Below are 14,156 nucleotides of genomic sequence, written 5' to 3'. Positions count from 1 at the left end.
ATACACTTCCTGACTTTCTATTCTTTGATGATAGAAACGATAGTATAATTCTCGATTGTTCTTACAACCAGAGCCGTTACCAATAAGACAAGAGCCATAAGCACTATTGGACATATGAGATATTCCATTGCAAGATTTGTGATAAGATGGACTTGTTTAATGCCAAGGCCGGCAATGCCCAAAGCTGCGTTGACAATCTTCTCACCCAAGAAATTCGTTAGGACAACGCCAGCTAGGATACCACTTAGGGAAACCAACCCTATTTTTATCATGTACTGCATATGGATATCCCGCTTGGAAAAGCCTATGGCTTTTAAAATCGTTATTTCAGACAAATCTTTTGCAAGTCGCAACTTCATAAACAAGACCGTGATAAGCATTGCCAACGATGCCCCAAGTAGTGCAATTGCAAAAACCATTGTCCTTAGCTGTTTTGTAACCCCGCCCAGGGTCTGGTTGATGAATGCTTCCATGGGGTCTACCGTCACTCCTGCTCCAAAGATGGCTGCCCATTCAACAGCTTTTCCCACTATCACTGCACTGTCCTTGAGATTGACTGAAAAGGAATATTTTTTTGCAGCAAGAAAAGGAAACTGGCGTTTAGACTTTGCTGTGAGCCCACCACTGGTTACATCTTGGTAGATTCCAGAGATAACAAACTCCTGCTTGGTAGCATGGAACATGAGCTCTACCGTGTCACCTACCCCTTTCTCAAGCTCATCGGCATTAAGGAACGATAGGGCAAGCTCATGTTGCCCTTCAGGAGCCTTACCACTGAGGTACTGCAATCCATTCCCTGCCATGTCCCCACTGTCTATGTCCAGGTTCATGGGTACATGCTTGGAATTGGTGGTCTTCACCCGTGTTGTGCGGTATTCATAATAGTTTTTGATGGAACTGTCATTTTCCAAAATCTGTTTTACCTTAGTGTAGTTGGGTTCAAGTTGTTCCCCATTTTCAACTTCGATCAGGATATCCTCCAACGAACTGCCCATATAGGTGATAAACTCAGGGGCCTCAAAGGTATAAAGCAGGTTGACCGGGACCATAATCATCATTACAGCTATGAGCACAACGGAAAACACTACTATCCAGTTTTTATATGCATGCAGCACCTCACGTGTCGCCATAAGAGAGTTAACGGAAAGTTTCTTTGCTGTATGAAGTCCGTCCTTGATTGACTTCGTATCCTTATCAAAGCCCTTTCCACTCACCAAAGCATCAACCACTGTGAGTTTTCTGATTTTCTTCAATATCTTCTTGCAATAATAGGTTATGAGAAGGAAGACCAGGACACTGACTGCAAGGGACAACACCCCTGTCAAAGCAGAGGTCTGTATGTATCCAAACGTTGAGCTGATATGCTTTGTAATCACATTGCTGCACAGCAATGCAACTACATATCCCACTCCTACACCCACCAAAGCCAATACCCTGTACTTCGTAAGATAGAGAGCCCTAATGTCGGTAAAACTCAGTCCGATGGCCTTCATGGTACCGATCTCCCGCACTTCTTCTTCCAAGGCCGCCATAATGGAAAATTTCACACAGATAAAGGAAACAATGATCAAAAGGATGCTGACCAGAAGCAAGACTAAGACCATGACTATATCTGTCAAAGCGCTCAGGGTGAAAATCATTGCATAGGTTATCGCCTGTCCATTCTGGGCAAGAGAGGCATCCTCGTAGGCGGTCTTGAAATCATTGGCTTGTTTTGTGTTGGAGAAATATGCTTCGACCAGATACTCAATCTCCCCCACAATCCCGACAAGCTCATCAAAATCCTTATCGCTAAGAAGTATCCTTGTTGAAGAAACCATTGGGGAATTCATCATAGAGTCCAGAATGATTTCCTTGACGACAAACTCCTTCCTTACAGAATTGTCTGTCAAAATGATATGTTCCCCGATTGCAATGCCATACATCTCCTTCAAAAGCACAGGGATGCCAATTTCCCCTTGCCCGAGAGTCACTTTTTGGTGACTGGAATCCAAAAGCAGGTCTTTGGTCGCATTCTGTTTCACCAAGCCAATATCAAGACGGCAATCAGAGAGGTCATAGTGAGCATTGGGACCGATGACAGTAAGGTTTTCACCGTAGATGTCAATCATCGTGGCAATTTGGCTATAGGTCACCAGGGGATTTTTTTTCATGAAAGAGCGTATCTCTTCCTGATCGATCTCCCCTTTGTGCATCTGAAGGAAGTGAGGAGGCTGTGCTATCTCATACAATGTAGAAATGGAGGTAAAGGTTTGTACTGCCGTTATTACAGATAACACTGCAAGGCATGTCGAAAACATCATGAATAAAAACAGTGCCAAGTGTATGGTCTTGTTCCTTATGAAATCATTCTTAATTATTGACCATTTCATGTACACCTCTCCTATCCATTTCCCTACTGTCCTTTCTAAAACCAAAGATAAAAGCGAATGCGACCATCACTATCCCTGCAACGATAAGCATCAAGCCAATCCCACGCCCTTCTCCGATACCAATTACTTTCCCAACGCTCTCAGTAAGAATTCCACCCTCGATGAGCATGGGTTCAAACACATAATCGGCCAGTACTCCACACAAGGCGTACGCTGCGACAAAGCCTATCTGGGTCAGCAAGCTTATCAGGCCCCATGCCCTGCCCTGCATAGCATTTGGGATCCTGGTACGGACCAATACATCGGCACAGGTGTTGACAAAGGGTAAAGCGGTAAAAAACATCATGCAGAACGCTACGATCAGCCATATGGTAGTAGTCGTTCCCGTCAATGCCATAAAGACACCGGCGACTATCAATGAGATGGTTAGGATTTTGGAGTAGCCTTTCTTGATGTTTAGGACCCCAATGACGACACTGCCGATCAACATGCCTACAGCACTGAGGGATTCCATGATCCCAAGTGTCTTCTCATCGGCAAAGGAAAGGATCATTGGCGTCATGAGTGTCTGGATGAAACCGATGAAGAAGCACATGAAGGCCATAAGCACTACCAGGCTTCTTACCCCTTTATCGGAAGTTATGCCCCTAAGGCCTTCCTTGAATTCCCTGAAGAAGTTAGGGCTATCAGTACGGGGTTTTGAAATGTGAATGTTCTTCCTTACTAATGATATGGTAAAGACAGTCACAAAGACGGTAGCCATATCGAGGATCAGGATTGTTCTTATATCGGTGACAGAAAGGATAAGGCCAGCAAGAAATGGCGAAATCAGATACTTGGAATTCGCTGCAATCTGCACCAGACCGCTTGCCCTTGCGTACTCATCCTCTGAAAGGAGATCTGTAACAGTAGCCCTGTAGGCCGGTTCAAGCAAGGATACAAAAACAGAGCTTATGGCCACGCCAATACATATTGGCAGGACTTTCCCAGTACCTGTCTGTATGCTGAAAAATATGACAAGAAGTCCTATCACCGAGAGAGAATCCCCCAGTATCATCATCAGGCGCCTGTCGTACCGGTCAGCTAGGATCCCTCCAACAGGACTCAATAGGATCATAGGGAGAAAGGCCAGCAACGCTATGATAGAAACCATTGTGACACTTGCCGTCATCTGATACACATAAATGGCAACTGCAAAGGCTGTCATACCACTACCAATACTTGAAATGAACTCTCCGACCCAAATGGTCATAAATTTCTTCACGAAACCCGCCCCTTTCTCATTTTCAACTCTTCAATGTGTAAGAATTTTTCTTTATTCCTGAGCCTGCATTAACATCTGCATAAATGAATCTTCAGGAGCTTGCAACATTTTCTCAAGCAGGGAAATCAATGCCGCCATAATTTTCATTTGTGATTCACCATCCAATGCAAAGATCCCTTCATCAGTCAGACTTAAGGATGATGCCAAAAAGATCTGCATGTATTGCAAAGGATATCTGCAGTTCCAAACACCTTTTCCGACTCCTTCATCAACTACCATTGCCAGAAGAGGAGCCATGGCCATGACTATCTGGTTCAACATTTTCTGATGCAGCAAGACATTTTCAACTTTATGCATGTCATCAAGCATTTCACTGTCAATGGGATTTGTAATCTTCATCGCCATAAACATACCCATCAGTTTCTCTTCCAGGCTGATATCACTAGCGGCAAGTATCCCATTGACTCTATTGATTATCATCTCTGTATATCGAGCTACGATAGAATCAAGGACTTCTTCTTTTGATGTGAAGTAATGATAAAAAGTACCCTTAGCTATACCAATCGCTGTAAGGATGTCATTGACAGTGCATCTGCCATATCCCTTTACATAAAACAGCTTTTCAGCAGTATCTAGAATCTCGTTTCTCCTATCATCATGTTCTTTGACAATTCTCATAATCTGGCTCCATTTCGTATTAGACCGACGGTCGGTCTATATATACAGTTTTAAGATGTCTCGTGTCAATACCCTTCTTCAAAAAATACAATAAGGCTTTGAAATAGGTGCCAACTGCATATACAATCAGCTTCCCTTACGCCTTGTGACCATTTCCACAAAAAATTGAAACCTTCTAGTATTACAAGTACGAATAATTGCTCTTAGTGGTATACTAATGCACAGAAGAGCTCCACACCATTGCAATTGTTAAGAAGCAAATATGCATGAACCATATCTATTCGGAGCTTGAGACAACACAATGATTGGAAATAAGGTTGAGAGATTACCGTGAGGATTTTTCTATGAAAACCATTTTAGAGCACATTCTCGTGATTATCGGGAAAGACCGATTCAGCAATTCCGAACGAGAAAACATAGATTTCGTCCAACATAACCCTCTTATAAACGCCTTACTTAATGACATTGAACAATACCCTCATGCCTATGTACTTGCCTGTTTAATGGACCGCCAAATTTCAGCTGAGAAGGCATGGTCAATTCCCTACAAAGTCAAGAATGAATTGAAATCGTTTGAGATCAGTGTTTTGGGGACCCTGCCCCTTGAATTCTATCAGAACCTATTTGTTACCAAATCATTTCATCGATTTAATAAGGACATGGGTGAGGTCTTCTATTCAGCGATTCATACCATCCAAGAAAATTATTGTGGAGATGCATCAGGAATCTGGGCAGGAAATCCCAGCAGTGCTACAGTGGTCTATCGCTTCCTTCAATTCAAGGGATGCGGAATCAAGATAGCCACTATGACTACCAACATACTTGCCAGAAGTTTCAAAATCCCCCTTTCCGATTACTATTCGATCGATATCTCTCCTGATGTGCATGTGAATCGTGTCCTAAAAAGAACTGGGTTGGTCCATCCAGACTCCTCTAGAGAAGCCATTATCTACAAAGCAAGGGAGATTAACCCAGAATTCCCTGGCATCATTGATTTTTCCTGCTGGGAAATTGGCCGCACCTACTGCAAACCAACCAATCCTCATTGTTCTGAATGCCCACTAAGTTCAGAATGCAAAAAAAACCTGTAGAATCTTTTCAGCAAAGTATTTTTTGGTCTTGGGAAAATGGGATAACTTTCTTCACCTTCAGTGCTCAAGGAAAGATCTTCACTTCCCTCAATCCTGATTATTGTATCAAGTTATTCTGGACTACCCCGAATCAGATTAGCAGGTTCCTTTACCCTTGTGGGTAGTGGCATAGCACTATCAACATATTGGGATGTGACGGATATTTAGAAAATTCATATCGCAGATTCAGGCTAGAATACCAGCCTAGAATCCATATACCAGCTTTTGCACAGTGGCCAGTTCCTACTTGAATCCACTTTACATCTACATAAGTGACAAAATTCTTCTTCGTCGGAAGGAAAGAGTGTATCTACACTTTGGGTAGTTGGAACAGCCATAAAACTCACCATATCGTCCATGCCTAACTATGAGGTCGCCATTGCATCGGGGACAGATCAAAGATTGTTCCTTTAGTTTCCTTTCATGGATTTGAGTTCTGAGCATATCTACGTGGGCAATCTTTTCGCCCCTTCCCTGGATAGCAGCCTCTTCCAATCTGGCTGAAATATGCCCAACCTGTTCGAGGGATAGGTTGGGCCTTTCTTCAACCTGAATCGTATCCATAAGGTGACGACTATAGATGACGGGGACAGTGGACTGAATATTTTGCAAAACCGCACTACCCGTAAAAACAACAATGGGGAAGTATGCTATTTGCTTATAATCGGAAAGTATCTCTTTCAAAGCATATACATGAGCCCAATTCTGCTTAATCGGGTTCCTGAACTGGTTCTTCCTTTTATAGAAGGTTTGCATCCAGTATTCGGAATTCTCGCTTCCAAAGATCCAACCACTGTAGTCCTTGGTTTCGATTACAAATATACCATGTGTGGAGACAACAACGTGGTCGATCTGGCGGGTCCCTCTTTCCGTCCTTAGCAGAACATCATTGAAAACCCTGAAGCCTTGGTTCTGCATTTCCTCAAGTCTTCTTGCAACACTTGCCTCACCCCGCTCACCTTTAGATCCAAAAATTGGAAAAGCATGAGACGATACGGCAAGTGCCTTTACTATTGCTCCTATCAGGATTACTGCTACAACGGCAGTTACAAAAAACTCCATGCAAGAAGCCTCTCTTGTTTCATCGGGCTAGGATAAAACCTTGGGAATAGAGAAATATCTTGCCAATCATAGCATGGTACTGGCTGAACTCACATGGGTCGCCCCACCAATACAACTTGTAGGAATTGATCGCGGTAGTGGCAAAAGACCAGCTTTCCTATGCTCCGCCGACAGTCCTCTACCGCTATTCCGATACAGGATATATGCTCCTGGCATCCATCATAGAGAGGGTTTCCGGCCTTCCATACCATGGGAATCTCAGACAGGGCCTGGCAACATCATCAGCACACCAAAGGATATTGCCAATTGGGTATGGCCGTTGCTTTCCAGTAGAGGAAATCTCAAGAAGGAACAGGTTGCAAGGATGGTCTTCCTTGCCCCTCTGCCTGCATAGGTATGGCTTTCGTCTGACCCTGTTTGCCCATTGGTGCATACAATTAGAGCCACCCCGTTGCCCTATGCAAAGAAGGGCCTTCTTCCGGGTGGAATCAGCTTATTTGACCTGTTCTCCTTTATTCATAGTGGAACACCCGTATCTCCGAAAGGGGTGCATCCCTTATGCACTCCCTTCCGCTTCCATCGTTGGAACTAATGGTGAAAGTGCCCTTGCCCTTTGGTGAATTGCTCTTGTTGAACGACCAGGAAACATGATATCGCTCGCCATCATACCAAGACCACCCACCTTTCACAAATTCCATTCCCTCAAGAATCTTCTTCCATTTCGAGAGGGGCATACATATATCGGAATTGCAATCATACCCCCACGAAGCGGAAAGCTGTACTTTCTTGACAACTCTCTTTGGTTTTTTCTCAACACTCTTTGGTTTCACCTTGTAATCTCTCCTTATCCACACATGTGCTACGGGTACTTAGAAATTATTACGTAGTACTATACGTCGGGTATTTTTCAGATTCAACATACATTTCAGGCTCTTTGTATAGTGCGAACAAGCTTCCCAAGCTCTTTTCAGCGAGTTTACCCACAGGGGGTCATATTGGAAAAACGCCCCAACCTGAAAGGTATTTCCCCTATCCCCTCCAACTGGGTCGTGCTATAGTCTCACTATGGTAAGAAAACAAAGCTACCACCAGTTCATGGGGCTTCCTGCAACCCGTGGCAGGCGGATGGAAGGAGAGGCCATATGTCCACGCGCATAATCCTCATCGGCTATGGGTGGCGCTCCCTTTTCTACTACAGGATTGCAAAGGCACTGCCCGAGCGTTTCACCCTGGTTGCCTGGGTCCTCAGGACCGAGGAAAGGGCAAGGGAAGTAGAGCTTCTCTATCAGGTAAAAGCTACCTGTGATATCTCTCTGGCCCTTTCCCTCCCCCATGACCTTGCCATCCTCAGCGTTCCTTCCTCAAGCGTGGAAGCGATGCTTGGAACCCTTATGGGATACAATGAGACGATCCTCTGTGAAACCAGCTTCACAGCCCTCCCCTTGGAAACCCTGGCCTCTCTCTACGAACGGTACAAGGCCTCACACAGCAGGCTCTTCATAGCCGAGCAGTATTATCGCTGGCCCTACTATCAGGCCTGCCAGGCGCTGAAAAGCCTTCTGGGGCCCATTACAGGGGTACGTACAGCAAGCCTACATGACCATCATGGTACCAGCATCATCCGCCATTTCCTCGATGAGGGGTTTTCCGATTGCACCATCCAGGCTGCAAGCCATACCAGTTGGATCACCAGGACCGGCAGGCGGGATAGCATCGATACCAACGGAGTCCGTGTCGAGACAAAACGGATAACCGCAAGCCTGGAGTTTGAAGACGGGAAAGTTGGATACTTTGACTTTGACACCATCCAATACCACTCTTCCATCAGGAGCAGCCACTTCAGCCTCTATGGGGAACGGGGGGAGATCGTCGATGAGACAGTCCGATTCCTCAACGAGAAAAACGAGGCGATCATGCAGAGGCTGGAGAGGCTTGAGGATGGGGCCGGGAGCAACAAAGCCCTCTCCCTTCAGGCCCTATCCTTTGGAAGCAGCTATCGCTTTCGTAACCCCTATTGGCCACTACCCTTCAATGATGATGAAATAGCTGTAGCCCTCTGTATGGAGGCTGCAGGCCAGGGCCAAGGATACTCCTTTGCCTCTGCCTTGCAGGACTCCTATCTTGCCCAGTGCATCCATAGAAGTTGCAAAGAGAGCGTACTTGTCAAGACAGAGAAGCAGACCTGGGCTAAAGAGCAGGCTTAGGCAGCAGAACCACTATGCAGAGTGCAAAGCGGGGTAGCCCCTCGCTACACGATGGCCTGCCTAAAGGCAGCTCCCTGTTTGTTTGGGGCCCTGGATTGCAATCTGCTATAGGCCAGGCACAAAAGCAAGGAAGTGCAGGGATATGAGAAGAGGTCCCCCCTTCCGGGAAGACCTCCATGATAGTTGTTCAGAAGAAAAACTAGCGACGAACAGCAGTCAGGGTCCCGTTGACCCCAAGGATGTTGTTCTCGAGGGTCACCATAAGGGAACCATCGAAGTAGTACATTGAGGCAGGATCATCGGCATTTCTGACGATTGCACCGGTCTTTTTGGTGGACTTGTCGTCAACCAACTTGCCACTTGCAACCTTGCTGTCCCATGCTTTTGCCCAGTCGATGGTTGCGGCGGTACCGTCAGCTGAAAAATCCTTGCTGATGACCTGTGGGTCGCTTCCAACGATGTAACCAATAGCTCTCGACTCGAAGGTCCCGTTGGGGAAGCTGAGCTTGCCACTCTTGTCTGTGACAATGCGGTAAGCGGTTCCACGGTGTGCAAACTGGATGGTGATGGTGCCATCAGCAGCCTTGGAGGCATTGAGGTTGTCACCAGTAAGCTGGGTAAAGGGGTTTACTCCGAAAAGGAACAAGCCACGAAGGCCACTGGACATGGTGTACTTGCCTTCCACATCATACAGGTATGCCTGGAACAGGTCTGTTGACCCAAGGACGGAAGCTCCGGTTACTGCATCGGCGTGGTCTTTCTCTACTGCCAGGTAACTGATGTTGCCAGCGAAAGAGAAATAGTTCTCCGCATCTGCTTGTGCAAGGTTAACCTGGTAAGCAATCTTGAGGTCTGCGGAACCGTCAGAAACTGGGGCCTTTACTGCAGCGGCAGGGGCGGCAGGGGCTTGTTTTGCACAACCCATGACTGAAAGGGAGAGAGCGAGTACGATCGAGGCCAGAAGGACAACGTTGATTCTTTTCTTCATATAAACTCCTAAGTGTATTGTTTAGACACAAAAGCTAAAATATATGAATTTATCGACTGAATCAAGATTAAAGCAAACATATTTGATATGAATTTATCAAATACTTATATTATTTTTCTTCAGGCCTAACTTGGTAACTTTACCCTGCCCTATGCCTATCACAAGTCCCAACGTATTCGAACAAGATTGATACTATCTTGGTTCAATCACTATACAATATATCGTTACTCTTTTATCCAATATGAATTGGGTGGATTCTCCATAACCAGGATTGCTGAATACCTTCAGTACGGGAGGCCCACACCTATTCGTTCATGCAATAGATGTGGGGTCCCTCTTGCTCATTTCCTACTGCCCTTCCTCCTAGCAAAATCCTTCTCTATTGCATCCTTCCAGTTGTCATCAAAGCCCTTGCCGCTTCTTGTGGAACTTACAGAGTTTTCCGAGCTTCCTTGCGAAGGATGTGCCACAGGGTGAAGGAAGAAACGAGAAACATCAGCACATCGGTAGCAGGCTGGGCGTAGATGAAACCTTTGAAGCCAAACAATGCATTCAAAAGCAGAAGCAATGGGAGGAAGAACAGCCCCTGCCTGGAAATGGAGAGAAACAACGCAGGGAGAGCCTTCCCAAACGCCTGGACTGTTACAGTACTGAGCATCTGTCCCCCGACAAAAGGAAGCGACACGATCAAGGCCCTTAGGATGATGGCGGCGGTATCTGCCACCTCAGGATTGGTAGTGAATATACCGGTAATCCCCTTGGCAAATATCCCTAGAATGATGCTTAGCACTACCCCGATTGTGGAGGTGATGATGACTCCTTGCACAATTACCGCCCGTACCCTTGCAAAATTCCTGGCCCCATAGTTATATCCTGCAAGCGGCTGGCATCCTGCAGCAAAGCCCATGAAAATGAATGTTCCTATACTGATGATGCGGGTAGAGACCCCCAAACCGGCAACGACAATGTCACTGTACCCTGAGGCAATATTGTTGAGTACGATCAGGGCAATTCCCATCAGCAATTGACTGAGCGATGAAGGCACTCCAATGGAAAAGATCTCCCGAAACACCGTCTTGTCGAAGGAGAACAATGTTGGGTCGATGCGCAACAAGGTTTTATGCTGGGCATAGTGCATCAGGTAGTAGATGAGGGAGATCGAGTTCCCTAGGACGGTGGCAATCGCCGCACCCCGTACACCCATACCAAAGACAAAGATAAAAATGGGGTCGAGGACGATGTTTGTCACTGTCCCCAGGAACATGCCGAACATGGCACCCATCGCATCACCTTCGGCGCGGAGCAACTGCCCCATAGCATAGTTGGTAATGATGGGTATGCCACCAAGAAACAATACCAGAACGTACTCAACGGCAAAACCGGAGGTCTCGGAACTTGCTCCCAATACAGAGACAAGCGACTTGAGAAAGAGTAAGCCTACAATGGTAACCATCACCCCCAACACAACACAGAGGAAAAACCCTATGGTCAGAGTCTTGTCTGCCTGCTCCTGTTTTTTCTCCCCTAGGCTCCGGGAGATATAGGAAGAGGCTCCTGTACCGATCATACCGCCAAGAGCCATCATGAGAATGAATACAGGCATCGCGAGGTTCGCCGCAGCCAGCTGATTGGGGTCCCCCAATTTTCCAATGAAGAAGGTATCCACAAGGTTATACAAAACCTGCACCATCATCCCAAGCACAACAGGCAACGACATCACCATGATCGCCTTGGTCACCGGTGCGTTTGCAAGCAGTTCAATTCTATCGGTTTTCATGTACATCCTTTTCCATATCACTATGGCTCAGCAATTTTGCCTTCTGAGCTACTCGCACCAATGTTCTGAAAAAGACCTCCTGGTCTTCCTCGGAAACACCTTCCAACACCTCTTGTTTCCACGTTTCAGAGACCTCGAATATCCTTCCAACCTCTTCTTTTCCATTTTCAGTCAAGGATACAATCTTCTCCCTTCGGTTCTCTTCATTGACCACCCTCATCACCAAGTTTTTTCTTTCAAGCTTGGTCAACGCCTTGGCGATGGTGCCCTTGTCCAAAGACAGAAACGCTGAAAGACCATCCTGGTTCATGCATTCGTTCCTTGCCAATACCATGACGATGGAATGCTCCGATCCAGCAATATCAATTGTCCTGAGATTCCGATGGGTATAGCCGTACCAGTATCGCGAAATTGCCGAAATATCTTTCATAAACATAGACGCACCTCTTTACATAGTTGCAATGGCAACAGTTGTTATTGCAACTATGGAGAGCACAATATATAGTGCGCACAAAAGAGTCAAGCAGTTCCAACGTGAATTTTTAATTATTTCTACCAAGAACTCTTTGGCTTCTCATTTTGAGCCTTGCGAGGTCTGCCCCTCTTCTTCTTTTCGACATGTTTCTTAGACTTGTAACCAGTGTTGCAGCCCTGAGGGACCTCGAAGCCGAACGCCTCACAGATGACAAGCTGGTTCCCCACAAAGGGGGTGATGAACTTCGCCTTGTGGTTGTGCTCGATGCAGCGTATCGAGCGCATCTCATCCAGTATCTCCAGGGTTGTAGAGACCTTTTCGCACAAGCCTGTGCTCTTCCAGATGTGCTTTGTGTATGAGCTCAGGATAAGACCGACAAAGGCAATGAGCTGCCTGCCTTCATAGCCTTCCTCCGACCAGGTACGGTTCCTGTCGCTCACCATCTGGGTCTTCATCTGTGTGAAGTACTTCTCCTGCTCATCACGCAGCTTGTAGAGTCGCCATATGGCCTTGGCATCACCTCCTACCTTGAAGGAGATGATGGCGATGTAGCCTGAAAGGCGCATCGCCTTGCTCACCTTGGCACTGTTCAGCGCATATCCGGTCAGCCTTTTGGTATCCTTATCAAGGGTCACATCATAGTAGGGGAACTCTTTGCGGAAGGCATCCTCGTCCCTGGCAATGAGAGAATCCTCAAGGGCTTGTGCCAGGTCCAGACGTTGCAGCACAACATCAGACTCGACCTGCATGCATTCGCGGCTTCTTCTCACTGTGTCCAGGTACAGGTTCAGCTTCAGGCCCCTGGTAGGCTTGACGGTGCCATGTATGGAGACCATGTCGTATTGCACATCACACTGGTAATGGTAGACTTCCGCCTCAAGGTCGAGCTCCATGCAGTCGGCCCTGATGCCCGCCTCCATCACCCCGAGGGAGTCGATCACCGAAGAGACGACCTTCTGTGATGTCTTGGTGCACATCACCAGGGGCCTGCCCTTGAGGATATATGTCTCCAGCGTCTCTATCGTCTCATACCCCCTGTCCGTTATCACAGGGATGTCTCTAAATCCTGCATCCTCAAGGTCCTTGTATATCATGGCAAGGGTGCGTGCATCGGTCATGTTGCCGGGGAAGGACCTGTAGTAGACAGGCATATGGGTCCTGAGGCTGTAGACGACGACCTCGTTGGTCTGAGCAAGCTTCACCCCCTCCTTGTTCTTGCCCCACCTGATGTAGGCAAGGGAGTCCCCGTAGGAGCTCTTGCTGGTAGAATCGATTGCTACAATGTCATCGTCCTTGAGTCTGGCTATCCTTCTGCGGAACAGGTCCATCCTGTTCTGCTCGGTGAGGCTCTGGGTGAACACTGTGATAGCAGTAGGGGAAAGGACCCTGTCAGAGGGAGACTTGGCTATGCGCTGCCAACGCTCCACCCGGTTGAAGTTGAATTCGGTGATGTAGGGAAAGATGGCAAGGGTGAGGACATCGTCGACCATCCCCTTGTCCCCATCAAAGACTGACATGAGGTCCTTATACAGGCCGACTTTCTCAGCGACCTGCTGCAGGAACCAGATATCACCATACTGGCGGTTGAGGTCCTTCCCGTCATAGGCGGGCCTCCCTGCCTTTGGCTGGCCTTCCTTATGCATTTCCCTGAGCCTGTCCACAGCGGAGATGTCCCACTCAGCAGGAAAGTCGAGGGTGTCCCATACCTTGGGTGAATTGATGAACCTGAAGTTGGGAAGGAACCTGAGTTCCTCTGTGACATGACCCCAAAGGACCTTGCTGTACTTCTTGCGGCCGGTATCCGGATCTATGGTAAAGGGCTGGGAACAGGCATACCTGTGAGCCTTGTCCACGTGTAGCGTTACGCTGGTTTTCCCGTCTGTTCTTGCTGGTCTGGCCATGTGGTTCTCCCTCTCTAGTTCTTAGTAGATTATACTATAAATTAGCAAGGAAGTATATGAGCCAACCCCTTATTTACACTGGAAATATGAGAAACTTAAGACATTATTAGTAAGTTTTGATAGAAATTCACGAGGAAAGATCTTGAAGCTTTTTTATCAAATCATTCTTTGTTTCACTCATCTTTCTTGAGATTTCTTGGAGTTCAATTATATTCTCATCTATTAAGCTGCTGATATATGCAATGCCAATACAAAGTATTCCAAGTAACAAGCTTCCTATACAAAGCAAAGAGGACTCTGTAAAA

General features: G+C 46.7%; 12 protein-coding genes. 2 read left to right on the top strand and 10 right to left on the bottom strand.

Annotated features, from left to right (window positions below; translation table 11 throughout):
- Positions 1-17 precede the first annotated feature (17 nt).
- From ROJ03_RS01275 to ROJ03_RS01265, 3 genes are all read right to left on the bottom strand, one after another.
- Positions 18-2,153, bottom strand: a complete 2,136-nt coding sequence (locus ROJ03_RS01275) for an ABC transporter permease (RefSeq protein WP_313725172.1) — start codon at positions 2,151-2,153, stop codon at positions 18-20.
- A 199-nt stretch (positions 2,154-2,352) separates the two neighbouring features.
- On the bottom strand, positions 2,353-3,636 hold the full coding sequence (locus ROJ03_RS01270) for an MFS transporter (protein ID WP_313725171.1): 1,284 nt from the start codon (positions 3,634-3,636) through the stop codon (positions 2,353-2,355).
- A 51-nt stretch (positions 3,637-3,687) separates the two neighbouring features.
- Positions 3,688-4,314, bottom strand: coding sequence for a TetR/AcrR family transcriptional regulator (locus ROJ03_RS01265; protein ID WP_313725170.1), 627 nt, complete (start codon positions 4,312-4,314; stop codon positions 3,688-3,690).
- A 344-nt stretch (positions 4,315-4,658) separates the two neighbouring features.
- Between ROJ03_RS01265 and ROJ03_RS01260 the strand changes: the two genes are divergently transcribed.
- Complete coding sequence (locus ROJ03_RS01260) at positions 4,659-5,405, top strand: hypothetical protein (RefSeq protein WP_313725169.1); 747 nt, start codon at positions 4,659-4,661, stop codon at positions 5,403-5,405.
- Positions 5,406-5,708: 303 nt separating this feature from the next.
- On the opposite strand, the gene ROJ03_RS01255 is transcribed toward ROJ03_RS01260, so the two are convergent.
- The 3 genes from ROJ03_RS01255 to ROJ03_RS01245 form a co-directional block, all read right to left on the bottom strand.
- Positions 5,709-6,506: an NERD domain-containing protein gene (locus ROJ03_RS01255; RefSeq protein WP_313725168.1), complete on the bottom strand. Its 798-nt coding sequence runs from the start codon at positions 6,504-6,506 to the stop codon at positions 5,709-5,711.
- 258 nt (positions 6,507-6,764) lie between these two features.
- A complete protein-coding gene (locus ROJ03_RS01250; RefSeq protein WP_313725167.1) occupies positions 6,765-6,953 on the bottom strand; it encodes a hypothetical protein in 189 nt (62 codons plus the stop codon).
- Positions 6,954-7,018: 65 nt separating this feature from the next.
- Complete coding sequence (locus ROJ03_RS01245) at positions 7,019-7,240, bottom strand: hypothetical protein (RefSeq protein WP_313725166.1); 222 nt, start codon at positions 7,238-7,240, stop codon at positions 7,019-7,021.
- Between the two features lie 408 nt (positions 7,241-7,648).
- On the opposite strand from ROJ03_RS01245, the gene ROJ03_RS01240 reads away from it, so the two are divergent.
- On the top strand, positions 7,649-8,710 hold the full coding sequence (locus ROJ03_RS01240) for a hypothetical protein (RefSeq protein ID WP_313725165.1): 1,062 nt from the start codon (positions 7,649-7,651) through the stop codon (positions 8,708-8,710).
- Positions 8,711-8,909: 199 nt separating this feature from the next.
- On the opposite strand, the gene ROJ03_RS01235 is transcribed toward ROJ03_RS01240, so the two are convergent.
- From ROJ03_RS01235 to ROJ03_RS01220, 4 genes are all read right to left on the bottom strand, one after another.
- Positions 8,910-9,698: a hypothetical protein gene (locus ROJ03_RS01235; protein WP_313725164.1), complete on the bottom strand. Its 789-nt coding sequence runs from the start codon at positions 9,696-9,698 to the stop codon at positions 8,910-8,912.
- Positions 9,699-10,128: 430 nt separating this feature from the next.
- On the bottom strand, positions 10,129-11,475 hold the full coding sequence (locus ROJ03_RS01230; RefSeq protein WP_313725163.1) for an MATE family efflux transporter: 1,347 nt from the start codon (positions 11,473-11,475) through the stop codon (positions 10,129-10,131).
- The gene (locus ROJ03_RS01225) at positions 11,462-11,911 is read right to left on the bottom strand and encodes a MarR family transcriptional regulator (RefSeq protein WP_313725162.1); all 450 of its coding nucleotides are present in this window, start codon (positions 11,909-11,911) and stop codon (positions 11,462-11,464) included. The genes ROJ03_RS01230 and ROJ03_RS01225 overlap by 14 nt, the downstream gene beginning before the upstream one ends.
- Before the next feature lie 116 nt (positions 11,912-12,027).
- A complete protein-coding gene (locus ROJ03_RS01220; RefSeq protein ID WP_313725161.1) occupies positions 12,028-13,851 on the bottom strand; it encodes a transposase in 1,824 nt (607 codons plus the stop codon).
- Positions 13,852-14,156: the final 305 nt, after the last annotated feature.

Origin of the sequence: Sphaerochaeta sp. PS (assembly GCF_032144095.1) — a bacterium.
In the GTDB taxonomy this organism is placed as follows: domain Bacteria; phylum Spirochaetota; class Spirochaetia; order Sphaerochaetales; family Sphaerochaetaceae; genus Sphaerochaeta.
This window is presented reverse-complemented; position numbering and strand designations above follow the sequence as displayed.

What these genes read in the sequence shown, in the direction of transcription:
- ROJ03_RS01265 (WP_313725170.1), bottom strand. Translation starts at nt 4,314, where the DNA reads ATGAGAATTGTCAAAGAACATGATGATAGGAGAAACGAGATTCTAGAT.
- ROJ03_RS01240 (WP_313725165.1), top strand. Translation starts at nt 7,649, where the DNA reads ATGTCCACGCGCATAATCCTCATCGGCTATGGGTGGCGCTCCCTTTTC.
- ROJ03_RS01220 (WP_313725161.1), bottom strand. Translation starts at nt 13,851, where the DNA reads ATGGCCAGACCAGCAAGAACAGACGGGAAAACCAGCGTAACGCTACAC.
- ROJ03_RS01260 (WP_313725169.1), top strand. Translation starts at nt 4,659, where the DNA reads ATGAAAACCATTTTAGAGCACATTCTCGTGATTATCGGGAAAGACCGA.
- ROJ03_RS01255 (WP_313725168.1), bottom strand. Translation starts at nt 6,506, where the DNA reads ATGGAGTTTTTTGTAACTGCCGTTGTAGCAGTAATCCTGATAGGAGCA.
- ROJ03_RS01275 (WP_313725172.1), bottom strand. Translation starts at nt 2,153, where the DNA reads ATGAAAAAAAATCCCCTGGTGACCTATAGCCAAATTGCCACGATGATT.
- ROJ03_RS01235 (WP_313725164.1), bottom strand. Translation starts at nt 9,698, where the DNA reads ATGAAGAAAAGAATCAACGTTGTCCTTCTGGCCTCGATCGTACTCGCT.
- ROJ03_RS01225 (WP_313725162.1), bottom strand. Translation starts at nt 11,911, where the DNA reads ATGTTTATGAAAGATATTTCGGCAATTTCGCGATACTGGTACGGCTAT.
- ROJ03_RS01230 (WP_313725163.1), bottom strand. Translation starts at nt 11,475, where the DNA reads ATGAAAACCGATAGAATTGAACTGCTTGCAAACGCACCGGTGACCAAG.
- ROJ03_RS01245 (WP_313725166.1), bottom strand. Translation starts at nt 7,240, where the DNA reads ATGCCCCTCTCGAAATGGAAGAAGATTCTTGAGGGAATGGAATTTGTG.